General features: G+C 37.9%; 29 protein-coding genes. 18 read left to right on the top strand and 11 right to left on the bottom strand.

Annotated features, from left to right (window positions below; genetic code table 11):
• Positions 1 to 180: 180 nt before the first annotated feature.
• From J2T03_RS15085 to J2T03_RS15005, 17 genes are all read left to right on the top strand, one after another.
• The gene (locus tag J2T03_RS15085) at positions 181 to 585 is read left to right on the top strand and encodes a hypothetical protein (RefSeq protein WP_307212291.1); all 405 of its coding nucleotides are present in this window, start codon (positions 181 to 183) and stop codon (positions 583 to 585) included.
• 68 nt (positions 586 to 653) lie between these two features.
• Complete coding sequence (locus tag J2T03_RS15080; protein ID WP_306841671.1) at positions 654 to 1,649, top strand: BtrH N-terminal domain-containing protein; 996 nt, start codon at positions 654 to 656, stop codon at positions 1,647 to 1,649.
• A 1-nt stretch (position 1,650) separates the two neighbouring features.
• Positions 1,651 to 2,409, top strand: coding sequence for an ABC transporter ATP-binding protein (locus J2T03_RS15075; RefSeq protein WP_307212287.1), 759 nt, complete (start codon positions 1,651 to 1,653; stop codon positions 2,407 to 2,409).
• Positions 2,396 to 3,664, top strand: a complete 1,269-nt coding sequence (locus tag J2T03_RS15070; RefSeq protein WP_307212285.1) for an ABC transporter permease — start codon at positions 2,396 to 2,398, stop codon at positions 3,662 to 3,664. The genes J2T03_RS15075 and J2T03_RS15070 overlap by 14 nt, the downstream gene beginning before the upstream one ends.
• Positions 3,654 to 4,079, top strand: a complete 426-nt coding sequence (locus J2T03_RS15065) for an acyl-CoA thioesterase (RefSeq protein ID WP_306841666.1) — start codon at positions 3,654 to 3,656, stop codon at positions 4,077 to 4,079. The genes J2T03_RS15070 and J2T03_RS15065 overlap by 11 nt, the downstream gene beginning before the upstream one ends.
• Positions 4,079 to 5,227 carry a beta-ketoacyl synthase N-terminal-like domain-containing protein gene (locus tag J2T03_RS15060; RefSeq protein ID WP_307212282.1) on the top strand — a complete coding sequence of 383 codons (1,149 nt, stop codon included), beginning with the start codon at positions 4,079 to 4,081 and terminating at the stop codon, positions 5,225 to 5,227. The genes J2T03_RS15065 and J2T03_RS15060 overlap by 1 nt, the downstream gene beginning before the upstream one ends.
• A 7-nt stretch (positions 5,228 to 5,234) precedes the next feature.
• Positions 5,235 to 5,777, top strand: coding sequence for a 3-oxoacyl-ACP synthase (locus tag J2T03_RS15055; protein ID WP_306841663.1), 543 nt, complete (start codon positions 5,235 to 5,237; stop codon positions 5,775 to 5,777).
• Between the two features lie 73 nt (positions 5,778 to 5,850).
• On the top strand, positions 5,851 to 6,108 hold the full coding sequence (locus J2T03_RS15050; protein WP_111958661.1) for a phosphopantetheine-binding protein: 258 nt from the start codon (positions 5,851 to 5,853) through the stop codon (positions 6,106 to 6,108).
• Positions 6,109 to 6,188: 80 nt separating this feature from the next.
• The gene (locus tag J2T03_RS15045) at positions 6,189 to 7,388 is read left to right on the top strand and encodes a beta-ketoacyl-[acyl-carrier-protein] synthase family protein (protein ID WP_307212280.1); all 1,200 of its coding nucleotides are present in this window, start codon (positions 6,189 to 6,191) and stop codon (positions 7,386 to 7,388) included.
• Positions 7,385 to 8,446: a beta-ketoacyl synthase N-terminal-like domain-containing protein gene (locus J2T03_RS15040; RefSeq protein WP_307212278.1), complete on the top strand. Its 1,062-nt coding sequence runs from the start codon at positions 7,385 to 7,387 to the stop codon at positions 8,444 to 8,446. Before J2T03_RS15045 ends, J2T03_RS15040 begins: the two co-directional genes overlap by 4 nt.
• A gap of 57 nt (positions 8,447 to 8,503) precedes the next feature.
• The gene (locus J2T03_RS15035; protein ID WP_307212275.1) at positions 8,504 to 9,250 is read left to right on the top strand and encodes a polysaccharide deacetylase family protein; all 747 of its coding nucleotides are present in this window, start codon (positions 8,504 to 8,506) and stop codon (positions 9,248 to 9,250) included.
• Between the two features lies 1 nt (position 9,251).
• Positions 9,252 to 9,878 (top strand): LolA family protein, encoded by a 627-nt coding sequence (locus J2T03_RS15030; RefSeq protein WP_306841654.1) that lies wholly within the window; start codon positions 9,252 to 9,254, stop codon positions 9,876 to 9,878.
• Complete coding sequence (locus J2T03_RS15025) at positions 9,844 to 10,485, top strand: hypothetical protein (RefSeq protein WP_307212274.1); 642 nt, start codon at positions 9,844 to 9,846, stop codon at positions 10,483 to 10,485. The genes J2T03_RS15030 and J2T03_RS15025 overlap by 35 nt, the downstream gene beginning before the upstream one ends.
• A 1-nt stretch (position 10,486) precedes the next feature.
• On the top strand, positions 10,487 to 11,089 hold the full coding sequence (locus J2T03_RS15020; RefSeq protein ID WP_307212273.1) for a porin family protein: 603 nt from the start codon (positions 10,487 to 10,489) through the stop codon (positions 11,087 to 11,089).
• Between the two features lie 4 nt (positions 11,090 to 11,093).
• Complete coding sequence (locus J2T03_RS15015) at positions 11,094 to 11,474, top strand: 3-hydroxyacyl-ACP dehydratase (RefSeq protein ID WP_306841649.1); 381 nt, start codon at positions 11,094 to 11,096, stop codon at positions 11,472 to 11,474.
• Positions 11,471 to 11,947 (top strand): hypothetical protein, encoded by a 477-nt coding sequence (locus tag J2T03_RS15010; RefSeq protein ID WP_306841648.1) that lies wholly within the window; start codon positions 11,471 to 11,473, stop codon positions 11,945 to 11,947. The genes J2T03_RS15015 and J2T03_RS15010 overlap by 4 nt, the downstream gene beginning before the upstream one ends.
• 4 nt (positions 11,948 to 11,951) lie before the next feature.
• Positions 11,952 to 13,124, top strand: a complete 1,173-nt coding sequence (locus tag J2T03_RS15005; RefSeq protein WP_307212271.1) for a DUF2062 domain-containing protein — start codon at positions 11,952 to 11,954, stop codon at positions 13,122 to 13,124.
• Between the two features lie 13 nt (positions 13,125 to 13,137).
• Here the strand turns inward: J2T03_RS15005 and J2T03_RS15000 are convergent, their stop codons facing one another.
• The 8 genes from J2T03_RS15000 to J2T03_RS14965 all read right to left on the bottom strand — a co-directional run bounded on the left by J2T03_RS15000 (position 13,138) and on the right by J2T03_RS14965 (position 21,788).
• Entirely contained in the window at positions 13,138 to 13,503 is a 366-nt protein-coding gene (locus tag J2T03_RS15000) for a DUF1648 domain-containing protein (protein ID WP_307212269.1), read from the bottom strand.
• A complete protein-coding gene (locus J2T03_RS14995; RefSeq protein WP_307212267.1) occupies positions 13,500 to 15,185 on the bottom strand; it encodes a C45 family autoproteolytic acyltransferase/hydolase in 1,686 nt (561 codons plus the stop codon). The genes J2T03_RS15000 and J2T03_RS14995 overlap by 4 nt, the downstream gene beginning before the upstream one ends.
• Positions 15,172 to 16,707 carry a phytoene desaturase family protein gene (locus J2T03_RS14990; protein ID WP_307212265.1) on the bottom strand — a complete coding sequence of 512 codons (1,536 nt, stop codon included), beginning with the start codon at positions 16,705 to 16,707 and terminating at the stop codon, positions 15,172 to 15,174. Before J2T03_RS14990 ends, J2T03_RS14995 begins: the two co-directional genes overlap by 14 nt.
• A gap of 153 nt (positions 16,708 to 16,860) precedes the next feature.
• Entirely contained in the window at positions 16,861 to 17,745 is an 885-nt protein-coding gene (locus J2T03_RS14985) for an LpxL/LpxP family acyltransferase (protein ID WP_307212263.1), read from the bottom strand.
• A gap of 117 nt (positions 17,746 to 17,862) precedes the next feature.
• Positions 17,863 to 18,117 carry an acyl carrier protein gene (locus tag J2T03_RS14980; protein ID WP_307212259.1) on the bottom strand — a complete coding sequence of 85 codons (255 nt, stop codon included), beginning with the start codon at positions 18,115 to 18,117 and terminating at the stop codon, positions 17,863 to 17,865.
• Between the two features lie 4 nt (positions 18,118 to 18,121).
• Positions 18,122 to 19,342, bottom strand: coding sequence for a beta-ketoacyl-[acyl-carrier-protein] synthase family protein (locus J2T03_RS14975; protein WP_307212256.1), 1,221 nt, complete (start codon positions 19,340 to 19,342; stop codon positions 18,122 to 18,124).
• A gap of 111 nt (positions 19,343 to 19,453) precedes the next feature.
• Positions 19,454 to 20,185, bottom strand: coding sequence for a 3-oxoacyl-ACP reductase FabG (gene fabG, locus J2T03_RS14970; RefSeq protein WP_306841639.1), 732 nt, complete (start codon positions 20,183 to 20,185; stop codon positions 19,454 to 19,456).
• Positions 20,186 to 20,267: 82 nt separating this feature from the next.
• Positions 20,268 to 21,788 (bottom strand): HAL/PAL/TAL family ammonia-lyase, encoded by a 1,521-nt coding sequence (locus J2T03_RS14965; protein ID WP_306841638.1) that lies wholly within the window; start codon positions 21,786 to 21,788, stop codon positions 20,268 to 20,270.
• A 97-nt stretch (positions 21,789 to 21,885) separates the two neighbouring features.
• Between J2T03_RS14965 and J2T03_RS14960 the strand changes: the two genes are divergently transcribed.
• Positions 21,886 to 23,136 carry an NAD(P)/FAD-dependent oxidoreductase gene (locus J2T03_RS14960; protein ID WP_307212254.1) on the top strand — a complete coding sequence of 417 codons (1,251 nt, stop codon included), beginning with the start codon at positions 21,886 to 21,888 and terminating at the stop codon, positions 23,134 to 23,136.
• Between the two features lie 37 nt (positions 23,137 to 23,173).
• Here J2T03_RS14960 and J2T03_RS14955 read toward each other — a convergent pair whose 3' ends face one another.
• From J2T03_RS14955 to J2T03_RS14945, 3 genes are read right to left on the bottom strand one after another with little or no spacing between them, the layout of a single operon-like run.
• Positions 23,174 to 23,776 (bottom strand): hypothetical protein, encoded by a 603-nt coding sequence (locus J2T03_RS14955; protein ID WP_307212252.1) that lies wholly within the window; start codon positions 23,774 to 23,776, stop codon positions 23,174 to 23,176.
• A 50-nt stretch (positions 23,777 to 23,826) separates the two neighbouring features.
• Complete coding sequence (locus J2T03_RS14950) at positions 23,827 to 24,429, bottom strand: hypothetical protein (RefSeq protein ID WP_307212248.1); 603 nt, start codon at positions 24,427 to 24,429, stop codon at positions 23,827 to 23,829.
• A gap of 12 nt (positions 24,430 to 24,441) precedes the next feature.
• Positions 24,442 to 25,734 (bottom strand): phenylacetate--CoA ligase family protein, encoded by a 1,293-nt coding sequence (locus J2T03_RS14945; RefSeq protein ID WP_307212246.1) that lies wholly within the window; start codon positions 25,732 to 25,734, stop codon positions 24,442 to 24,444.
• Positions 25,735 to 25,739 lie beyond the last annotated feature (5 nt).

Here is a 25,739-nt window from a genome sequence, read left to right as displayed (position 1 = left end):
ATCGGGGATTATGATTTTTTATCGTAAAATTTAAATTTATCTTTAAATAAAGCCTGTTCTGGCATTATAATTTAATATGATTTACATATAATGTATTTTCACTATTTTAGCCAACTGATTAAAAAGAATAAAAAAGATGGACTATTTTTCATCTTTAATTAAAAGAATAATACGGTTTACATGAAAAAACAAGACCTGCCTCAGGATGAAAGCAATCTGAAGTCAGCAAACATGACCGAAGTCTTGTATGTGACGGACGAAAATGACAATTATACTACGGCAAACAGCATTGGCTGGGATGCTAAAAAAGCAGCCCTCGATGAGTCTATGGAGCTTATTCATGAAAGAATTGAAGAGGCCAGACAAAATGTTGCCAATAACTTAGTAAGCCCTATTATTTACTTCATGGAACTGAATAAAATGGACTTAGGTGTTCTCGCTTCCTATGTCGGAATGTGGCAGTGGAGAGTGAAAAGACATGCAAAACCAAAAATATTTAAAACACTAAGCGAATCTGTACTGAAAAAATATGCAGATGCATTCGAAATTTCAGTGGATGAATTAAAGAACTTTGACGGAAAATAATAATGAAATGAAGCATAAAGATATATGCAGAATTTCATTTTCGCCAATGAAAAAGATAAAAGCAGCAAATGAAACTTAACTTCGAACACCATCAGACCGCACATTGCGAAAACGGTGTTGCCTCCAATCTGTTACTCAATAAAGGCTTAAAACTCAGCGAACCTATGATCTTCGGGATCGGATCAGGACTGTTTTTTGTCTATCTGCCATTTTTGAAAGTGAATTTCGCTCCGGGATTCAGCTACAGACCGATGCCGGGTGCTATTTTCAGCAAAGCAGCAAAAAGATTGGGAATTAAAATCAAGAGAGAAAAATTTTCTAACCCTAAGGAAGCACAGTCTGCTTTAGAAAGAAACTTAAATCAGAATATCCCTACAGGACTTCAGGTGGGTGTCTTTAACCTTACCTATTTCCCTGAAGAATATAAATTCCACTTCAATGCCCACAACCTTGTGGTATACGGAAAAGAAGACGGAAAATTCCTGATCAGTGATCCGGTGATGGATTACACCACTACCCTTTCAGAAGCTGAACTGGAAAAAGTAAGATATGCCAAAGGTGCACTGCCACCAAAAGGACATATGTACTACCCTACCTATATTCCGGAAAATGTGAATATTGAAGAAGCCATTAAAAAAGGAATCAAAGATACCTGCAAAAATATGCTGGCTCCCGTACCACTTATCGGCGTAAAAGCCATGAGATGGGTCGCAAAAAGCATCCCGAAATGGGCAGAAAAGAAAGGAACTAAGGTCACCAACCACTATCTGGGCCAACTGATCAGAATGCAGGAAGAGATCGGCACAGGAGGAGGCGGTTTCAGGTTTATTTATGGTGCATTCCTTCAGGAAGCCGCTGTCATTCTTAAAAATGATGAATTAAAAGAGCTTTCAAAAGAAATTACAGCTATCGGAGATTTATGGAGAGACTTTGCCGTGGATATTGCCCGTGTTTACAAAAACAGAAACTCGAAAAGTGATATCTACAACAACCTTTCAAAATCCATGCTTCATATTGCTGATCTGGAAGAAGCTTTTTATAAAAAACTGAGAAAAGCGATCTGATATGGCAGAGAACGTGATTGAGATTAAAAATCTCTATAAAAAATATAAGAACTCCGAAGACTTTTCTGTCAACGATATCTCGCTGAATATAGAAAAAAACGAGATCTACGGAATTCTTGGTCCGAACGGGGCAGGAAAAACCACTTTGATTTCTATGCTTTCTGGATTGATCAAACCTACTTCAGGACAATTTACCATCAACGGGCTGTCTCCTCAGAAGGACAGCTTCAAGATCAAACAGATTATTGGCATTGTGCCTCAGGAATACGCCCTCTATCCGACTCTTACCGCTAAAGAGAACCTGATGTTTTACGGAAGTCTGTACGGCTTAAAGCATAAAGAGCTTAAGAAAGTGATCGATGAATCCTTAGAGATCATGGGACTTTCAAAGTTTGCCGATAAACAGGTAGAGCAATTTTCCGGAGGAATGAAACGCCGCTGCAACCTTATCGCAGGAACACTCCATAATCCGAAAGTTCTGTTTCTTGATGAGCCAACCGTAGGTGTCGACGTTCAGTCTAAAAAAGTGATCATCGATTTCCTGCAGGAGCTGAATAAAAACGGAACATGTATTATTTATACGTCTCACCACCTTTCCGAAGCGGAAGAATTCTGTACCAAGATCGCCATTATCGACCGGGGAAAGATTCACGCCATAGGAACACCGGAAGAACTTGTTTCACAGATTGCAAATGCTGAAAACCTGGAAGACGTTTTCATATCATTAACAGGAAAAGAATTAAGAGATGTTGTTGTATAAACTTTGGAGAAGCTTCGTGAAGGAAATCCTTCTTCTGAAGAGAGATATCGGGGGAATTGTCATTATTTTCGTCATGCCGCTGCTTTTAATTGTAACGATTACTTTAATTCAGGATTCTACCTTTAAAAATCTTGAAGGCTCAAAAATTCCGATTATTTTCATTGACAATGACAAGTCCGAGGTATCAAAAAGTATAAAACAGGAACTGGAAACCAGCAAAACATTCCAGCTGCTGACGAATTATAACGAAAAGTCAGCGCAGGATGCTGTGTTTTCCGGAGATTACCAGATGGCCATCGTTATTCCTGAAAATTTAACGAAAGATTTAAATTCAAATATTGATTCCAAAGTTCAGACGATCGTAAGCTCGTTTGGATTGGAAGGAGATTCCGCAGCGGTTAAAAAAACGGCTGTAAAAGCAAAAGAAATTCATCTGTATTTTGATCCTGCCACCAATGCAGGATTCAAAAACTCAGTCATGAATTCAGTGAATAAAATGGTTTTTGAGATTGAAAACAAAAAGATCTACAAAGCATTTCAGGACCAGCTGGGGACAGAGGAAAACCTTGAAGAAAACAAAAACCTGATCAGCTTTAAAGAGATCACCCCGAAAAAAGGAGCAATGGACGTGATGCCGAATTCTGTTCAGCACAATGTCCCTGCATGGACACTTTTTGCCATCTTCTTCATTGTAGTTCCACTTTCTATTAATTTAGTTAAAGAAAAAAGCCAGGGTACAAGCGTAAGAGCGAGAATCAGTCCCACCCCTTATTTTGTTCACATTTTAGGAAAAACATTCACTTACCTTATTATCTGTATCATTCAGTTTTTGCTGATGGTAACCGTAGGAATTTATCTTTTCCCGTATATGGATCTGCCCGCCTTTGATGTTTCAGGGAAAATGTTCCAACTTATTGTGGTAACTTTATTCTCAGGACTGGCAGCCATCGGATTTGGTGTTTTATTAGGAACTATTGCTGATACCCAGGAACAGTCTGCCCCTTTTGGAGCAACTTCAGTAGTTGTTCTGGCCGCGATCGGAGGAATATGGGTTCCCGTATTTTTAATGCCTGAATTTATGCAGACCGTGGCAAAATTTTCCCCAATGAACTGGGGCCTGAATGCCTACTACGATATTATTTTAAGAAACAGCGGTATCGGAGGAATTGCTAAAGAGCTTGCATTCCTTTTTGCCTTCTATATGGCCATGGTAGCTATTTCCATTTTTTACGAAAGAAAACAAAATGCAGTCTAAAGAAAACATATTGACCTGTACGGAAGAAGTAAGAGTAAGGTTCAACGAGACAGATCCGCTGGGCATTGTCTGGCACGGACATTATATCGTGTATTTTGAAGACGGAAGGGAAGCTTTCGGAAGAGAACACGGCCTCACCTATCTCGATATCCAGAGAGAAGGCTATGTGACTCCCATCGTAAAAAGTACCTGTGAACATTTTTTGCCATTAAAATATGGTGAAACATTCAGGATTGTTACCACTTTTGTGAATTCAGTATCTGCAAAACTGATCTATACCTACGAAATTTTCAACCAGAATAATCAATTGGTATGCAGTGGAGAAACCATTCAGGTATTCTTAGACAGCAATGGAAGCCTATGCCTGTATAATCCTGATTTTTTTCAGGCATGGAAAGATAAAATGGGATTGTAATGAAGAAGGAAACTTATATTACAGATTATAACTGCATCACTCCTTTAGGATTTGATGTTTCTTCCAATTGGAATCATCTGGTGGCAGGAAAATCAGGGGTAGTACTCCATAAGGTTATCGAAAATCAGGAAGCTTTTTACGCTTCAATCATTGATACAAAAAAGCTGGAAGAAGAATTTAAAAGCAATTTCGACAATCAGAATTTTACAAAGCTGGAAAAAATGTTTCTTCTGAGTTTAAAACCTCTGGTTGAAAAACATGAAATCACGGAGGAAACCGCTTTCATTCTATCAACAACCAAAGGAAATATCAGTTTATTAAAAAATCAGACTGAACTACCAGAAGGAGTCTATTTATCAAATTTAGCACAAAAAATTGCCAATTATTTCGGTTTCAAGACAAAACCTATTGTTGTTTCCAATGCCTGCGTCTCAGGAGTCATGGCTATTGCTGTGGCTAAAAACATGATTCAGGCAGGAAAATACAAAGATGCTTTCGTAATTGCCGGTGATGAAAGTTCTGAATTTGTTATTTCAGGATTCAACTCATTCCAGGCAATAGGCTCAGGACCTTGCAAACCCTATGATAAAAACAGGAACGGAATTAATATCGGTGAAGCTGCAGCAGCAGTTTATATAACTAGCAGCCATTCTGACGAAGGCATTTCACAAAACGAAAAATTCAGGTTTAAAGTGCTGGGAGACTCTGCCGTAAATGATGCCAATCATATTTCCGGACCTTCCAGGACAGGAGACGGGTTGTATGCCAGCATCAAAAATGCAATGACAGAAGCAAGCATCGCACCCAATCAGATTGATTATGTTTCTGCCCATGGAACCGCCACGCTGTACAATGACGAAATGGAAGCCATCGCTTTCAACAGAATGGAGCTTCAAAATATTCCATTAAACAGTATGAAGGGCTATTACGGACACTGTCTCGGCGCATCCGGACTTCTGGAAAGCATCATATCCATGGAAAGTGCCCGTCACGGAATACTGATTCCTTCAAAGAATTTTGAAGAAATGGGAGTTTCTCAGCCGTTGAATATCATCAGAGAAAATCTGCCCGCAACAATTCAATATATTTTAAAAACAGCTTCAGGTTTTGGAGGATGTAATGCAGCAATTATTTTAGAAAAATGTTAAAATGAAAATGATGAAGAAAACTGACAGCTGTACCATAGAACATTCAAAAATAACCGTTAACGGAAACCTTGTTTTTGAAAGCCAGAGCGAAACTTTTCATGACTTTGCCAAAGAAGCCTATAAAAGCATGGAGCTTAGCTACCCTAAGTTTCACAAGATGGATAATCTGAGTAAGCTTGCCTTTCTTGCCGCGGAAATGATTTTAAAAGATGATGATCACAGCAGAACAGCAGTGGTTCTTGCCAACAGGTCGTCAAGCCTGGATACCGATTTTAAATACCAGGAAAGCATCAATTCCCAGGAAAATTATTTCCCGAGTCCCGCTGTATTCGTTTATACGCTTCCTAACATATGCGTAGGTGAAATCAGCATTAAACATAAAATGCAGACCGAAAATGCCTTTTTCGTTTTGGATGAATTTGACGAGACATTTTTAAACAACTATGCAGAACAAATCCTGCTGTCCGGAAAAGCAGAAAAAGTTCTCTGCGGCTGGACAGAACTTTATCAGGAAAATTATAAAGCTTTTGTATATTTGCTAACCTTATAAAAATGTAACAATATAACAGTGTAGCAATGTAACAATTATTGATAAACTGATACATTGGTAAATTTAAATAATTATGGAAAACTTAAAAACAGAATTGAAACACAAAATCATTGAAGTCCTTAACCTCGAAGATGTTTCTGTAGAAGAGATCAAAGATACGGATCCGTTATTCGGAGGAGGTCTGGGCCTTGATTCTATCGATGCTCTGGAACTGATTGTTCTTCTTGATAAAGATTATGGGATCAAATTGGCCGATCCTAAAAAAGGAAAGGAAATTTTCCAGTCTATCGATACAATGGCTGCATTCATTGAAGAGAACAGAACGAAATAATTTATTCAATATATCAATCTAACAGTGTAACAATGATTGGTAAACTGTTAGATTGATATATTGTTACATTATACAATAAAATGAGTCGAAAAATTGCCATAACAGGAATGGGCATCATTTCCTCCATCGGAAACAATGTGGAGGAAAATTTTATTTCGTTAAAATCCGGAAAACACGGAATTTCAGACATTGAAATGTTTGAAACCCGCCATGCCGGATCTATAAAAACGGGCGAAATAAAATGGTCTAATGAAGAGCTTGTCCGAAAACTTCAGCTGCCTGAGGACAATAATGTAACAAGAACTTCTTTATTAGGAATGATTGCCGCAAAAGAAGCCGTAGAATCTGCCGGAATTTCAGATATTAATGAATATAAAACCGGGTTGATCTCTTCCACCAGTGTAGCCGGAATGGATATTACTGAAAGGTATTTCTACTCTTACGAAAACTTTCCTGAAAAGCAAAAATATATCGATGCTCATGATGCAGGTAATTCCTCATTAGCTATCGCGGATTATCTCGGTTTAAAAGGCATGGTTTCCACCATCAGTACAGCATGCTCTTCAGCCGCCAATGCGATTATGATGGGAGCAAAACTCATAAAAAACGGGGTTCTGGACCGCGTCATCGTTGGAGGAACAGATTCTCTTTCAAAGTTTACGTTGAACGGATTCAATACCCTGATGATTCTCACAGATTCTTACAATACTCCTTTTGATAATGATAGAAAAGGTCTGAATCTTGGTGAGGCAGCTGCTTTTATCGTTCTTGAATCTGATGAGGTGGTAAAAAAAGAAAACAAAAAAGTGCTGGCTTATCTTTCAGGCTACGGAAATGCCAATGATGCCCATCATCAAACTGCATCATCAGAAAACGGACAAGGCGCTTTTCTGGCCATGCAACAGGCATTTAAAATATCCGGGTTAGCAAAGGAAGAGATAGATTATATCAATGTTCACGGAACAGCCACTCCTAATAATGATTTATCGGAAGGAATTGCTATGATCAGAATATTTGGCGACGGTCAGGTACCTGAATTCAGTTCTACCAAAGCTTTTACAGGACATACTCTGGCAGCAGCAGCAGGAATTGAATCGGTATTCTCTATTTTGGCGATACAGTACGGTGTCATTTTCCCGAATCTTAATTTCAAAACGAAAATGGCAGAATTTGATTTAACTCCGGTTACAGAATTGAAAGAGAAAAACATCAACCATGTTCTTTCCAATTCATTCGGATTTGGTGGTAACTGTTCTACTTTAATTTTCTCAAAATCATGAGTGCAGTATACATCAACAGTGCATCCTGTATTTCAGTACAGGACACATTAAAAGAAAATTTCTTCCAGGATCTTAAGGCTGACCAGTCTGCTCAGATTTTAAAAGCAGTAGAGCCTAATTATAAGGAATTCATTCCGCCTGCAATGAGCAGAAGAATGTCTAAAACCGTAAAAATGAGTTCCGTAGCTTCACATCATGCTTTAAAAGAAGCCGGAATTGAACAGCCGGATGCTATTATTGTAGGAACGGGAATGGGCTGTTCGCAGGATTCCGAAAAATTTCTTAAAAATGTGATTGATAATAAGGAAGAGTTTCTTACTCCAACATTTTTTATTCAATCAACTCATAATACCGTTGCAGGGCAGATTGCCCTGGGACTTCAATGCCATGCGTACAATTTCACGTATGTCAATACCTCTTCATCATTGGAATTTTCATTCCTGGATGCCAAGCTTCAGATCAATGACGGAGAAGCTGACAATATACTTGTAGGAGCTGCTGATGAGCAGACTAACAGAACTATGGAGCTTTACTGTCTTAACAATACCATAAAAAAAGAAGAAGATCTTCCTGCTGATTATCTACATTCAGAGACGGATGGAGTGATCTGGGGTGAAGGTGCTGCCTTTTTTGTTTTAGGAAAAGAGAAGACTGAAAATTCCTATGCTAAACTCAAAGATATTCAGATTATCAACAGATTAGACATAGAAGAAGTACCATCTTTTATAGCAAATTTCTTGACCAAAAACAATGTAAAACATGAAGACATTGATGTCGTGATCTTAGGTTTTAGCAGCGATGCAGCATCTGATGTGTACTATGCAAAAGCAATGGATGTATTTCAAAATTCTGCTTTGCTGTATTATAAGCATTTAAGTGGGGAATTCAATACAGCCAGCGGTTTTTCGACATTTATGGCTTGCCATATTCTGAAAGAGCAGCAGATTCCGGGAGTGATGAGGATCAATCCGGAGAAGAAAGCAGAAATCAGAAATATTCTTCTTTATAATCATCTGGCTGGAAGCGATCATAATCTTACATTATTGGAAAGAGCTTAAAGAGAAGGAGCGAATTTGTACATTTGCTTATGTAGTAAAAACTCAAAATAACAGAAGATGAAACACTACCCATTCATTCTATTTTATCTTTTCTGCAATGCGTTCATTTATGCATTTCACGGAAGCTTTTGGGTTTATATCGCTTGTTTTCTGGCCTTTTCCGCAGTTGTTGTATGGGGATCTTTTGATATAAGACTGGGATACTTTGTCAACAGCATTACTCATAAAAGAACGAAAATCAACGAAGTTGCCCTGACTTTTGATGACGGACCAACTGAATTTACCCCTCAGTTTTTAGATCTGCTTAAAGAACATCAGATAAAGGCTACCTTCTTCTGCATAGGAAAACAGATTGAAAAATATCCTGAAATATTTCAAAGAATTATTGCTGAAGGCCATACCGTTGGAAATCACACCTTTTCCCATTCGAACAATACAGGTTTCTTATCTGCTTCAAAAATGACAGCGGAAATTGAGAAATGTGATGAGATAATGGCAAAAGCAGGCCATATAAAAACTGATTTATACCGGCCTCCTTTCGGCGTTACCAATCCGAGTATTGCCAAAGCTATTAAAAGAACCCATAAAAAAAGCATCGGCTGGAATATCCGTTCACTGGATACAGTGACAGACGATGAGAAGAAAATTTTTAAAAGAATAACAAAAAGCCTGAAGAAAGGAAGTATTATTCTGCTTCATGACACTTCAGAAAAGACTTATCATGTATTGGCAGATTTATTGTTATTTTTGAGGAATAAAAAATATTCGACATTTACGGTCGATTCAATTACAAAATCAAAGTAAAATGATTAAAAATATTGCTTTTGGAGCATTTTTATTAGTTTCCAGCTTCATTTCTGCACAGATGACAGCAATGTCAGCAGGGGAAGCAAAAGCATTTGTCACCAAAGTTTCTTCTGAAACCCAGCAAATCAAAACAATGCAAAGTGATTTCACCCAAACCAAAAAAATGGATTTTCTGGATAAAAATATTGTCACCTACGGCAAAATGTCGTTGAAAACCCCGAATATGTTGAGCTGGAAATACACAAAACCTTACCAGTACGGAGTTGTTTTTAAGGACAATAAAATTTTCATCAACGATCAGGGGAAAAAATCGTCTGTCGATGCCAAGAGTAAGACATTTGAAAAGATCAATAAGCTAATTGTAGGAAGCTCGAATGGGAAAATGTTCAGCGATCCTGAATTTGCTGTTTCCTATTACAAAAACGGAAATTTCAACGTAGCAAAATTCACCCCGAAATCTGCTCAGTTGTTGAAATATATCAAACAGATCGAACTGCATTTTCCAAAGAATCAGTCTACAGTTTCACAGGTTAATATGACGGAAGCATCGGGGGACACCACTAATATTGTTTTCAAAAATACCAAGATCAATGCAGCGATTGCAGCTTCAGAGTTTAGTTTATAGTCTGTTTGTTTTGCTGTTTATTTCCTGCAAAAGCTACAAACTTACAGACGTAAAACCGGTTCAGGATTCTGAAAAAACAGTTGAAAATTTATATTTTTCTTCCGGTGAAGACTATGTTTATAAATGTCAGATGGATATTTATAAAAATCATGTAAGCGGTATTCTGATCATTAAAAAGCTTAATGAAACGACCCATCGTGTAGCTATGACCTCGGATTTTGGGAATAAATTAATTGATTTTGAGATCTCCGAAAATGATTTTAAACTGAATTACGTTCTCCCGGACCTGGACAAAAAGATCGTTATTAATTTTTTAGAAAATGACTTCCGGGAGTTGCTGAAAAAACAATACCCTGTGAATGAATCGTTTGAAAACAGCAATTCTAAAATTTATTCGTCAAAAGCCGGCAATAAAACCTATTATCTGTTTTTCAATAAAGAAAACGGGCTGTTAAAAGAAATCGTCTACACAAAAAATAATAAGGAAAAAATTGATTTTACTTTTGAGGCAAAAAAACATATCTTCGCGGATAGCTTAAACCTCCAGCATAAGGATTTTAAGATCAATATAAAACTAATTCAAATAACCGAAACCGAACAGAATTAACATGAAAAAGCTTCTATTCTTAGTCGCAGCCTTAATTTCAAGCCTGTCTTTTGCGCAGGTAACTTTTACACCGGGAATCAGAGCAGGAGCCAATTTCTCTCATTTTTCGAACAGTGAAGAATTTAACTATTATTATCTGGAAGAATTTCCCAATGCTGCAGAGCCTTATCTGGATTATAAAACGAAAACAGATTTTTATATCGGATTTATAGGGAACATCCGTCTTGCAAAATTTTATGCTTTGCAGCCGGAGATCAACTATTCCAGACAGGGAGCAAAAATAAGTACGAACGTTAATAACTGGGACGGAAAAACGCTTTCTGTATCTTATCTGGGATTGCAGCTTATCAATAAATTCTATTTCAATCAGTTCAATGTACATGTTGGGCCAACTTTGGAATTTGTAGTAGACAAAAAGAATTTTGACCCTGAAAATGAGATCGACCTGGGAATTACTGCCGGTTTGGGCTACGACATCACTAAAAACTTTGGCATCGAAGCCAGGATAAAAAAAGGCTTTATTCCTGTAGACAGCTATAACAGAAATCACTCTAATGTTGTTTTCCAGACAGGGCTTTATTATACATTTAATCTGAAAAAATAAGATCATGCAGACCATTCTTACAGACTTTTACACTTTAGAATCTTATGAAAAAGCAGAAAACGGAAGTTTTACGGCTTATATTCACCTGAATAAAGATCATGATATTTTTAAAGGCCATTTTCCGGGTAATCCGGTAACACCGGGTGTCTGTATGATGCAGATCGTAAAAGAGCTGACGGAAGAATTCACCGGCTCCAAGCTATTTCTGAAAACAGCTTCAAATGTAAAGTTCATGGCTATTATCAATCCTTTTGAAACACCGGACCTGAAGCTTCAGCTGGATATTACTGAAAATGAAGAAGATGTTAAAGTAAAAAATACAACCTCTTTTGGCGAGACTATTGCATTAAAAATGTCTGTAAGCTATAAAAAAATACTTTCATGAAACTTTTTCTCTCCCTCATAACCGCTTTTATTTTTTTCTTTCAAAGTGATTTAGAAAACCTGAGAAGCAGCTACGCAAAAGCGAATCAATCTAATGCCAATACAGAAGCATTCATTCATCTTGCAGAAAAACAATCTGGTTCGGACGCTATAACCAGTGGTTATAAAGCCGCAGCAAAGATTATGGAAGCAAAGGTTACCAAGAACAACAGGAAGGCTCTTGTAAAAAGTGGAGCTACCAGCCTTGAAAGCATTATCAAAAGTAACCCGAATAATATAGAACTTCGACTGATCAGGCTGAGTGTGCAGGAGAATATTCCAAAAATAGTAGGATACAGAAGCAGCATGAAAGAAGATAAAACATTCCTTATCAATAATTACAGTAAGCAGAACGCAACTCTGAAAAGTTATGTAAAAAAGTTTGCGATGCAATCTAAATCCTTTACAGATACTGAAAGAGCTACTATAAAATAAAAAAATGACCCTTCCTGAAGTACAAAATGTAATTTCTGAAAAGAAGATCTGCATTTTAATACCTACCTACAATAATGAGAAAACTCTGAAAAGAGTGATAGACGGTGTCTTGCACTATACCGGAAGTATTATTGCAGTTAATGACGGTTCTACAGATTCTACTTCACAAATATTAACACAATATCCTCATATAGTGGTAATCTCACTGCCTGAGAACAAAGGCAAGGGAAATGGGCTTAAAACAGGCTTCAGAAAAGCGAAGGAACTGGGCTATCATTATGCCATCACCATTGATTCTGACGGGCAGCATTATCCGGATGATATTCCTGTATTTGTAGAAGCTCTGCTTAAAGAAGATAAGGATGTACTTCTGATTGGCAACCGCAACATGTCACAGGACGGAATTCCTAAAAAAAGCAGTTTTGGGAACAGATTTTCTAATTTCTGGTTCTGGTTTGAGACCGGAATAAAACTTGAGGACACCCAATCCGGCTATAGATTATATCCGTTACTGAGAATTCCGAAAAAATATTATACGCCGAAATTTGAATTCGAGATCGAGATTATCGTTAGGACAGCCTGGAGACATGTTCCCGTAAAAAATGTCCCGATAAAAGTTTTGTATGACCCTGCAGAACGGGTTTCACATTTTAGACCGTTCAAAGATTTCACACGGATCAGCATCCTGAATACTATTTTGGTGGTTATAACCCTGCTTTACATTATTCCGAGAAATTTCGTGAATAATTTCAAAAAAAAAAGCTTTAAAAGGTTCTTAAAAGAAGATGTCCTGGAAAGTGACGGCAGTAACCGGACAAAAGCATTCTCAATCGCTCTCGGTGTTTTCATAGGACTTTCTCCTTTCTGGGGATTTCACACGTTGCTTGTCATCTCACTGTCCGTTCTTTTTAAGCTGAATAAAGTCCTGGCTTTTATAGCCTCCAACGTTAGTCTTCCGCCGTTCATTCCTTTAGTGATTGCCGCTTCTCTATTTTTAGGATCCCCTTTTGTACATGGTGACAGTAATATTTTGAGCAGCGAACTCGATTTTCAATTGATCAAGAATAATCTTCTTCAGTATGTGATCGGAAGTGCTATTCTGGCTACTTCTATGTCTGCTCTCTGCGGAATTATAACCTTTATTTTCTTAAATAAGCTGAATCCGGAAAACAATTAATTAGCTCATGTAATTATTTGAAGACAACACCGGAAAACGATAACGGACTCATAATCAGGGTAACAAATATGGACAGAATGATCAGAACCAACTGGTATTGATAATAGGTTTTTGCTTTATCTTCTTCTTTCACTTCAAAAGTAAATCTTATCTTATCCGGCTTCCTGATGATCAACCAGATAAATACCAAAATAATAAGGTTTAGCACAATGGGTGCAAAAAGAAACAATTTGCTTCCGAACCCGTCATTCTTGCCTCCATATCCATGAATAGGTATGATATCCGGAATAGAACTGTATTTGGTAAGCAGATAAACGGTATAACCAATAATGATGATAAAAGGAATACAGAACAGCAATTTTATGTTTTTTGGGGTCATTTTAGCTTTTTTAAAGTTTTCTTCAGGTATTTTTCCACATTTTGCCTGTCCGGAACTGTGGTAATTTCTTTTGTCAGGGCCTTTTCAAATTCGACCTTCGCTTTTGAAAATTCGTTGATACCAAAGTAATATCTCCCGGCCTGATAATAGACCAACCAATAATCCGGGTTCATGGATTGATAATAAGGAATAAAATCATCACTTAACGCTATGCCTTCTTTGTTGTTTATAGCGGCACTAACTTCTGTCCCTAACATCTTAGATATTTCATAATTATTGAATTCCTCCGAATCTGCAAAAGGATCTCTGGCAATATTCAGTTCTGTTTTTGCCATTAAACTTTCTTCCAATTTTTTTCCGGAAAAGATCTCATTCAGATCATAACAGACAAATTCTCCCAGCTGATAAGGATTTGAAGACACCCACACCAGTCTTTTTTCAGGTGAGAATATGACGGCATGATGGGCCAGCAACTGGTTGATTGCTTTTTCATTCCCGTAGCCTATCTTTTGGTCTTTTAATCCGGATTTATCCCGTAAAATGGCTGCCATTTTTTCAGGGTTCAATTTTTTCTTTTCCTCGAGAAGCTCCTGAAGTTTTTCGTAGCGGTACTCCGAATGGCTTTCTACAATATGTTTCTGGTTTCTTTTATCATTCTTATAGGCTTCCGACTGAAAATGATTGGTACAAAACACTCTGCTGGTATTTTCGACTCTGTACACTCCAAAATTTTCAGGGGAAACCTCAATGATCACTGCATTTTTATCATGAGCGCTTCCAACCAGAATGGATTCTGAAACGAAAACCTTTCTTTTTTTTGCAATCGCGATGGCCTCATCAATATTTTTTGCATACTGCAGGATTTCCCGTGTCACAAGAGAGATAGGCGTCTTGGCGGTTAGAGGAATTTTAGATTTCCCGGCATTGATTGTCACGGTTATTCCTTCTTTATTCATCCCGGAAACTACACCTATCATTCCCGGCCAGCTTACGGACATGTAGGGAATTCCTGTTTCCGGTTCTACAAACTCGATCAGTTTATTTTTAGCAAAATCGTCTCCCACATAAAAATCGAAATTTCTGCCTATCAATAGCCGGCCGTCTTCTGTATTTTCATTCCAAACAGCCAGTGAGGTACAGCCTACCATAGCCAGATCCTGCATGGCATGGCCTATATCGTGAGCACCGTGAAGATACAGGTTGCGAAGGTATTTTGGTGCAATAAAATTGTATTTGTCAGAAGAATACTGAGATAATCCGTACAATTCTGCCTGATAATCTTCTCTTACGTTCAGGTACATTTTCCTGTTGTACCATTTTAAAAATCCGCGAAGAAGTTTCTGTTTAAATTTGGAGGGAACAAAGCCTTCGACTTTGGAAAAAAAAATCTCTTCCTGCTTCTGCATAAGGCTTTGAGTTAAAGCTCCGTTATTATATCCGAGCTGCAATGGGTTTCCTTTAATATAGAGCTCCCAAAGCTGCTGTTTATTTTTGGTTAAATAATTCCGGTTAAAGGTAAATGTAGAATCGTTGATTTTATTGACCTTTGGTGTTTCAAGCGTATACGTACTGACCTCAGGAATATGATGGACCGATTTCGAAATTCCGCATGAAGTAAGGGAAAGGATAAGGATCAGCCGAATTCCCCGGAATGCCGCAGCAAATCTGTTATTTTTTTTCATGGGTATTCATCATTTGTTTCAGGCATTCATCTACAATCTCTTTTCCAAGAATTTCAGCACAGGTATTGAATGCACCGATCGTTACCCCCAGAATTCCGTGCATATTGACGGACTGGCCGGTAAGGAACAGATTATCGGTCTTGGTACGGGGGGAAACCATTGTTTTTAGAGGATTATCTGAGTTTTTCATGTATCCGTACATATTTCCTTCAAAACTCCCGATATAGTCCCTGTAAGACAGCGGAGACGAAGTGTAGATGCTTTTAATGGAATGTCTGAGGTTCGGAATTTTCTTTTCTAATGCAGAAATCATTTTTTCTGCTTTTTCCAGCTTGAACTGTTCATATTTCAATCCTCTTTCGTGCTGTTCAGCAACCGTATTTACAGTTTTCTCCCAGAATTTAACCTCATCAAAATCCATATAAGAGATTGCTGTAAGGCTTTCCGCGTAATCAGGATGATGCTTTGAAGGTGTGGAGGAAAGCATATAGGTTTCCGGCCAGTTTTCTTTTTTGTAACGGAATGCATTCCAGACCATTTCTTCTGAAGAATAATGGTAAATATTGTAATTAAAATTCGGAAGCGACTGTGGTTTTAAAATGAGATAAACACTGAAGCAAGACGAAACAGGTTCCCAGCTCAGAACTCTGTTCAGAAATGATTTTCTCAGTCTTTCTTCTCCAACCAGCTTAATGAAGGAACGGATTTCTATGTTTGAAATAAATTTCTTCGCTGCATATTCTTTCCCAGCCTTCGTTTTTACGGAAGACAGAGCTCCGGATTCATTAAAGATAAATCCGGAAACCTCGGAGTGCTTATGCACTTCTGCACCATACTGACGCAGTTTTTTGATCAAAAGCTTAGTGATCTGGCTTCCGCCTTTCACACATTTGTAGGCACTCTGAATGTAAGAATTTACGGTCAGTGCATGAACATAAAACGGTATATTTTCGGAATCTCCCCCATATAAAAAATTGGAACCCAGTAATACGGCCTGTAATTTTTTATCCTGGGTAACAGATTCTATGAATCTTTTGGTATTGAGGTGAAGGATTTCTTCATTGTAGTTATCTTTCCCGATTACCTGATATCTTGGAAACTGGGCACAAACATACTGGATCTCTTCACAATAGCTTTCAAGGTTTTGTTTTTCGTTGGGAAAACAGGCTGTGAGCTGTTCAATAAAATTTTCATAGCCCTGGGCATGAGGATATTCAATATTTTCATCACCAAAAGAGATCCTGTCGTAGCCATCTTCATTCAGTTGATGAAGCTCCAGATCATCCATAATCTCAAGATAGGAAAAGAACTGATGAAGATTCTGTCCCTTTGAAAGGCCACCCAGATAATGAACTCCGGTATCGAAGATGAGTTTTTCCCTTGAAAAAGTCTGCAGATTTCCTCCATACTGGTTATTTTTCTCCAGGACACAGACTTTCAGACCTTCTTTCGCCAAAATTAGAGCCGAAACAAGACCTCCCAATCCGCTGCCGATCACAAGTATGTCGTATTCTTTTTTCAAAGGAGAAAAGCTGTGTTTTTATTTCAAAAATTAAGAAATCCAGCGATTAGGAAATAATACCTGAACCTGAATAAAAGGTTCAAATAGCCAATTTCTGAATTTATTTAACGATTTGAGTTTATTAATTAGTTTTCAGGGATAAAATTAGAAAAATTAATCAATATCATCCCAAAAATCGAAATAATTGAACCACTGAAGGGGATATTTTCTGATCATGGTTTCAAGATTCTGAACATAGGAATTGAGAAGTCCCTGAGAATCACGGTTTTTAATGTTTTTTGCGACTCTTGCATACAAATGATAATGAAGATTTTTTTCTTTCATCACATACACATAAACCACAGGAACGCCAAGTCGTGAAGCGATGAGGAACGGACCAGCCGGAAATTTTGCACTTTTTCCCAGCAAATCAGCTTCGAGATATTTTGAACCTTCGAAATAACGGTCCCCTGTGAAGCAGATCAGCTCATTATTTGACAAAGCCTGGTTGATCTCAAAAATATGCGACATATCGTCTTTGACATAAATAAACTTGATATTACTCTGTTTTACAGCAACGCTTTCGAGATATTCTTTAATGACCGTCACTTCCTGATCTGTGGTGACCAGATTGATCTGGCAGTCGAAATCAATGTCAGCAAAGAAATGCTCTGCTATTTCAAAATTTCCGATGTGGGCACTGATAAGAACTCCTCCTTTTTTTTCAGCCAAAAGATTGGTAAGGTTTTCAACCCCATCAAATTCGTAGGTATATTTTTCTCTTAAGCCGGCAGAAATCGCAGTTTTATCGATAAGTACTTTGCCGAAGGTAAAATAGCTTTTAAATACGGAAGATTTTGATTTCCAGTATCCGTAATGAAGTCTTTTCTGAAAATAGTAAAAGATATAGCGGTTGCTCTTTTTCAGGAATAGAAAGTAATAGGAAGCTACAAAATAGAGCACAAAATATGAACTCCGGAGCCCGATATTTCTAATACACCAAACAAATATTTTATATCCTGCTATGGTTCCTTTAGATTTACCTTTCCACTTGTTCATACCTTAATTCACCAATTTATCAGTGTACCAGTGTAACAATATTTCGGGTGAAGTCATTGTTACACTGGTACATTGTTTTATTGTTACATTATTAAAAGAATAAAGTTCAATCGATAGTTATGCGTTTTTTTCAGCAATCTTATGTTCAATAGTTGTATAGAAATCATCAAACGTGACCATTTTTTTAAAATCTGCCTCTCCTAATTTCACTCCAAAATTAGATTCAATAACCACGACCATATCAATATAGTCCAGACTGTCCAGCCCGAGCGTTTTTTTCAGGTTGGCATCATTGCTGATCTCATCACCATCCACTTCAAATTCGTTTATTAAGAAATCATTAACGATGTCAACAATTTTTTCCCTTTCCATGTTTTTAATCAAATTTTTTAACTATTAATGCGGAGTTGGTTCCCCCAAATCCGAAAGAATTTGACAAAAATACGTCAATTTTTTGATTTTTCGTTTTTGAGACTAAATTTATCTTTTTCGCCTCATCGTCAGGGTTTTCCAGGTTGATATTCGGTGCAACGAAATCATTCTGCATCATCAGAATTGAGTAAACAACTTCACTTGCTCCCGCCATCCAGCATTCATGACCGGTCATAGACTTGGTGGAACTTACAGGAACCTCACTTCCGAAGATCTCGTGGATCGCCTTGGCTTCATTAGCATCGCCAATCGGTGTGGAAGTTGCATGAGCATTGATATAGTCTATATCTTCTGCTTTTAATCCTGACTGTTTTAGGGCTCTGTCCATCGCTAAAGCCGGACCGTCAACATTAGGCGTTGAGATGTGTCCGCCGTTTGAAGAGAAACCATAACCTACGATCTCTGCAAAAATAGTCGCACCTCTTTTCTGGGCAGATTCTAAGCTTTCTACAATAAGGCTGGCAGCTCCTCCACTTGGGATAAGTCCGTCTCTTCCTGAATCAAAAGGTCTTGAGGCTTTCGTTGGTTCATCTTCTCTTACGGAGAAAACACCCAGTCCGTCAAAACTTGCCATTGAGTATTTATTGGTTTCCTGGGCACCTCCACAGATGATCATATCCTGAAAACCATTCCTGATCATCATATAGGCAAGTCCTAATGAATGTGAACCGCTGGCACAGGCTGCACTGATGGTAAGATTGATTCCTTTCAGCTTAAAGATGGTTGAAAGGTTCATTGTTACTGTAGAGTTCATTGATTTAAAGATCGCTCCGGATCCCATCAATGTTGTATCTTTTTTTTCCCTGGCAATGTCGATAGATTCTACTACTGCCTGAGAAACACTGTCGTTTCCGTATAAAATGCCTACTTCATGATTGTCCAGGAAATCCTGGTCTAAACCCGCCTGTTTAAGCGCATCACTGGTAGCAAGATAAGCATATTCGCTCTCTTCGCCCATGCTTACACGCTGGCGTCTGTTAAGTAGGTTCTTAAGATCCGGCTTCGGTACTACGCCCGTAAGGCCCGACCTGAATCCGAATTCTTTTCTTTCCTGTACCAAAGCAATACCGGACTTTCCTTGATATAGGGATTCCTTGACTTCTTCCAAAGAGGTCCCGATGCAAGAATAAATTCCCATTCCGGTAATTACAACCCTATTTTCCATGAGTTCTATTAATTTAACAGTGTATCAGTTTAACAATGTAACAATCTAATTGAGGTCACAGCAATATTGTTACACCGGTACATTGTTATATTGTTACATTATTTTTTATTATTAAGAGTAAATTCCTCCGTTAATGTTCACTATTTCACCGGTAATATATGACGCTTTTCTTGAAGCTAAAAACGCAACCAGATCCGCTACTTCTTCCGCTTCTCCAAACCTGTTGGCCGGGATCATTGCTTTAAGCTCGTCTTCATTGAAGTCCTGGGTCATATCTGTTCTGATGAATCCGGGGGCTACTGCATTTACCGTAATATTTCTTTTAGCCACTTCCTGTGCAAGGGCTTTTGTAGCACCTACCAAAGCTCCTTTTGCTGCAGAATAATTAGTTTGTCCTGCCGTTCCTTTTACCCCGGAAACAGAAACCATATTGATGATTCTTCCGTATTTATTACGAAGAAGTTTCTGGATAAAGAAATTGGTTACGTTGAAAAAGCCGTTCAGACTTGTGTTGATCACACTGTTCCAGTCTTCGCTTTGCATCCACATGAACAAACCGTCTCTTGTAATACCGGCGTTATTTACGATCACCTCAACAATTGCATCCGGATTGGCGTCCTGCCATTGAGTCAAAACATTCAGGCTTTCTTCGGCATTGGCTACGTCAAATTTCAGGATCTCTCCCGTAGCGCCCAGCTCCTGTATTTTAGCCAAAGTTTCCTTTGCTGCCACTTCATTTGAAGCGTAGTTGATGAGTATATGATAATTTTTTTCTTCCGCCAGTTTTATACAGACTGCTCTTCCAATTCCCCTGGAGCCGCCTGTTACAATTGCACATTTCATGTGTTAGTGTTTAGTTAGTTTTAGTTTTTTTAAAGTTAGGTTTTTTATCCTTAGCTGTATGACAATTCAGTATCACTGATAATTACATGGTCTTTAAATATTTTTTCACTTCCTCTAGATACGGATACATCACCATGTCATCAGAGAATGCAGGAATTATCTTTCTTATTTCGTCATACAGTTCTTTGGTAGAAGACGAAACTTTATCCTGAAAACCAAGGTATTCAACAGCCTGGATGATAGTAATGGCTTCAATGGCCAGTACTTCAAATGCATTTTCGATCACTTTTCTACAGATCACTGCTGCATTGGTTCCCATGCTTACAATGTCCTGATTATCATTATTATTAGGTATACTGTGTACATACATGGAATTCGAAAGCATCTGGCTCTCCGCCGTTGTAGATGTTGCCGTAAACTGAACGCCCTGCATACCGAAATTGAACCCTAATTTACCCAAATTTACAAAAGGAGGCAATATTTCATTGATCTTTGCATTTAAAAGGTAGTTCAACTGTCTTTCTGCAAGCATTGTCAGCTTCGTAACAACAATTTTCAGCTTATCCATTTCCAGCGAAATATAGTCACCGTGGAAGTTTCCGCCATGATATACATGTTGATCTTCTACATTGATGATTGGGTTATCATTGGCCGAGTTGATCTCATTTTCAAGAACCTTTTCAGCATATTCCAGAGTATCCAGAACCGGTCCCAGAATCTGAGGGACACATCTTAAAGAATAATATTCCTGAACCTTTTCCTTAAATACTTTTTCCTGCTCTTCAAAGTGGGTATAAAGATGGTCTTCTCTTTTTCTGATCAGTTTACTGTCTGCTAAATGTACACGCATTCTCTCGGCTACCTTCTGCTGACCGTAATGTTTTTTTGTACCGTTCAAAGCCTCTGAAAGATGATCATCATATGCCTGAACAATCTCATTGATGGCACAGGAAAGTCTGATTGAAATATCTGTTAACTGATTCGCTTTATAGGCATTAACGATTCCTATCCCGGACATCACAGAAGTCCCATTCATCAGGGCAAGGCCTTCACGGATCTCTACCTTGATAGGCTCTAATCCTTCAGCTTCAAAAACATCTTTTGTCGCTTTTCTTTCGCCATTATAAAAAACTTCCCCTTCTCCTATCAGAACCAAAGCGAGGTGGGCAAGCTGTACCAAATCTCCACTTGCTCCTACTCCTCCGTGTTCAAAGATCAAAGGTGTAATATCCCTATTAATCAATTCTTTAAGCAAATGAATAACAGATTGATGCACCCCTGAATTCCCCAATGAAAGTGTATTGAGCCTTGCCAGCATACAGGCTTTTACTTCCTGGGCAGGCAGCGGGTTTCCGATTCCTGAGGAGTGGCTTCTGATCAGGTTATATTGAAGCTGATGGGTATCTTCATCACTGATTTTGAACTGAGCCATCGGCCCAAAACCGGTATTGACGCCATATATTACTTTATTTCTCGAAAATTCCTTTAAAAACTGAAAACTTGCTTCTACTCTATCCAAAAGTGATTCGTTCAGTTCAATTTTTCCGTTCTCAATGATAATTTTTTGAAAATCCTTCAGTTCTAAAAAGTTATTTATTTTCATCAATTAAAAGTAATAGTTGCTAATTTTGTAAAATATTAATTAATTGTCACTAATTTTGCGGCAAAGATAGAAGTTATTATTAAAATAAAAAATCAAGATGAGCAAAGAATTTGTTGATGTTCTTGTAATCGGTGCTGGACCTTCGGGATGCGTATCTTCTTCATACTTAAAGAAAAACAATATCAACGTTAAGGTTGTGGAGAAGGCAAAATTCCCCAGACTGGTCGTTGGAGAAAGCTTAATTCCCAGGGTAATGGATCATTTTGATGAGGCAGGACTTTTTCCGGCTTTGGATAAAATGGGCTTTGAAAAAAAGCTGGGAGCGCGCTTTTTACGGGGCGATGAAGTCTGCATTTTTGATTTCAGCAACAAGTTTGGAGAGGGCTGGGACTGGACCTGGCAGGTTCCGAGAGCTGATTTTGATAATACACTTGCGCAGGAAGTGATTAATAAAGGCATTGATCTGGAATTTGAGACGGAAGTCACTGATATTCAATTCAACGGCACAGATTCTATCACGACTGTAAAAACCAAGGGCGGAGAGACAAAAGAGATCCATGCTAAATTCGTGATCGATTCAAGCGGATATGGGAGAGTACTGCCAAGGCTCCTTGATCTTGAAAAACCTTCAAAACTTTCTCCGCATTCTGCTATTTTCTCGCATGTAGAAGATACCAACAGAGAGGAGGGTGAGGAAGGTACTTTGATTTCTTTTGATATCATTGAAACTGAAGTATGGCTTTGGGTAATTCCTTTTTCCAATGGAAACACAAGCGTGGGCATTGTAGGCCCTACAGAATATATTGAAAAACTGTCTGAAAATGAAAATACAACAGAAGCATTAAGGAAAGCTATTTCCCTTTCTGATTATTATGTAAAACGTTTCGGCAATGTAGATTTTATTTTTGAACCAAGACATCTGAAAGATTATTCCTGCTCGGTAAAACAATTGTTCGGAGACGGATATGCTCTGACCGGAAACGCTTCTGAGTTTCTTGATCCTGTTTTCTCTTCGGGAATGGCATTTGCCACAGAATCGGGAATGCTTGCTGCAAAATTAGCTTTAAGACAGCTTAACGGTGAAAAAATCGACTGGCAGAAAGAATACACGGATTATATTCTTTATGGTGTAGATGTTTTCACAACTTATGTAAAGGAGTGGTATACCGGGAATCTTCAGGAGCTATTTTTCCACAGACCTGAAAATGAAGATGTAAAAAGGAAAATATGTGCGGTTTTAGCAGGTTATGTCTGGAATAAAGACAATCCTTTTGTAAAAAAGCACGATACGGTTATTAAAAATCTTGCGAACCTCATCAAAACAGAGAAACAGCAGGAACAACCATAAAAAAAGCGGTCAGAAAATTTTCAGACCGCTTTTGTTTTTATTTCAAATCTCTTTCGATTCTCTGAGCAAGGGTTTTGCCTGTTTTAGCAAAACCCTCTCCTACTCTGGTTTCGTTATTAAAATTACTTCCCCACTGATCTCCAGGAGCATCTGTACTTTCAATATCGCACAACACCTTTTTAGAATCTGTTTCTACAAAAGTAAGTTGCGTGGTCACTTTTGCAGGCTGCTTCATAATTCCTGCATCCCAACCCGGATAAATCCATTTTACTTTAACAATTAATGTATATAGACTTTGAGTATTTTCTTTAAGTTTTGTACTAATATTTTCTTTTGCCAAAACTTTATTGAATATGGTGATGAATTTCGGGTTCCATAATTCTTCTTTACTACGTTCCCACTGCTTTTCCCAGATATCTCCGCTTCCTTCTGTCTTTTTGTTCAGTTCTTCAATTCTTCTTGGAATGTATTCTTCTTCGGTATAATTTTCTTTCAGTAATTTCATCTCGGAATAGTCAAAAACAACATTTATAGTTTCAGTTCCTTTCAGAAATTTTGCATCTCCGCTTAGAATTTTAAATTTCTGAGCCATTGCAAGCGTGGAAATTGTGATAAGCAACAGCAATAATGATTTTTTCATAGTTTATAATTTTTTAAGTTTCAAATATATTATAAAAAAGCAATCAATTATTACTTTTTTTCTTTGTAATGATTAGCCTTTAAAGCCAACATTTTTGAAGTTTTTGCATAGCATTCGGCAATCCTGTCATTATGGTTTGGAATTCCAATACCATTATCACCTGTTGCTCCCACTCCTTCAACAACCAGTAAAACATGATCAGGATTATTCGTTTCTACAAAAGTCATTCTGGAATCCAATTTTGCAGGCTCATTGATAACCCCGCCAAACCATCCCTGGGAAATCCATATTGGTTCTACAATAAGGGTATATTTTGTCTGATCAATATTGGTAGCAGCCTTGATGTCGATATTTTTATTCCAAGAAGCCAAAAATTTATCAGGAAAACTTTTTTCTTTTGAATATTCCCAGTCTTTTCTCCATTTTTCAGACTCTTCTTTACCACTGGTCTGCTCAATATCTTCCATCCTATCTTTGATATACTGTTCCTCACTGATCTTCTTTTTCGCAAAAGTAACGCCTTCAAATTTGAAAACTATTTTGATGAATTTTTGATCTTTCAGAAACTTGTAATCTCCGGAAACTACTCTTACCCTTTGAGCCATAACACTGGCAGAAAGAGCAATTAACAAAAGAAATAATATTTTTTTCATCCTCTGGTCTTTTTATCTTAAATCTATAAATGTGATTGGTTTTCTGCTGCTCGGATTAAAAACGGTTTTGGACAGAATATCAAAATCTACGATTTCAATTTTAGGACTCACCCTTAGTTTGGCCCGGAAATGATCACGGACTTCATTAACGAAGTTGTCATGATCCTGCTCTGTACTTAGCTTGATGATAATTTCATCCAACCCAATTTCATTGGACTGAATAACAATCTGATAGCATAAAATAGTATTGAAATCGTTCAGAATATCATTCATGGCAGGAGGATACAATGTTGTTCCTTTGTACTTGATCATCTGCTGTTTTCTTCCGACAACAGGACCGAGCCTTATGGTATTTCTTCCACAGCTGCACGGCTCGTAATGCGCTTTTACAATATCTCCGGTTTTAAAACGCAGCAAAGGAACAGCCTCAACACCTAAAGTGGTGATCGTCAGTTCACCGTTCTCTCCTTCCTGAACAGGATTTTCGTTATCGTCAAGAATTTCTGTGATAATCAGTTCAGGATGATGATGCCCTCCAATCTGGAACTCGCATTCCGTGAAGGCTGTGCTCATTTCTGTGGAAGCGTAGGTTGAGAATAATTTAATATTCCATTTTTCTTTAATCTTCTGCGAGAGAATATTGTCTGTGAAATCCTGATTTTTGATACTTTCACCGATACAAACCGCTCCGTAAACACTTGAATTTTTATAGTCCAATCCATGTTTTTCTGCATAATCAATCATCTTTAAAAGAAAAGACGGAACTGTGATCAGGTATTTAGGCTTATATCTGAAAATAGAATCCCACTGCAGCTCCGGAATACCAGGTCCCATTCGAACAACGCTGGCGCCCATTTTTCTTAACCCTAAGAAATAGGCCAGGCCTGCCATAAATCTCTTGTCGATCGTGGTTATCATCTGTACTACATCTCCTTTCTGAATTCCGGCACAGGCAAAAGAAATAGCTTCATTGTAGGCCAATCTTTCAAGATCACTGTCAGACAGCCCGAAAGTTACCGGATCACCTAAGGTTCCCGAAGTGGTGCTGTAATCCACAATCCTGTCCGGTGAAATACAGAAAAAATCATGATTATGCTCCTGCAAGTCATTCTTTGTGGTAGTAGGAATTTTTTGCAGATCTTCTAATGTCTGAATATCCGAGATATTGATACTGTTCTCTTTAAACAATTTCTGATAAAAAGGCGAATAGGTTTGAAGATAGGCTAAAAGTTCCTGAAGCTTATGCTCCTGAAATTTTTTAATGTCCTTAAGGTCTGATCTTTCGATGTCCGGATAGAATTCCAATGATT

It is taken from the genome of Chryseobacterium lathyri, from assembly GCF_030812195.1.
Taxonomy (GTDB): domain Bacteria; phylum Bacteroidota; class Bacteroidia; order Flavobacteriales; family Weeksellaceae; genus Chryseobacterium; species Chryseobacterium lathyri_A.
This window is presented reverse-complemented; position numbering and strand designations above follow the sequence as displayed.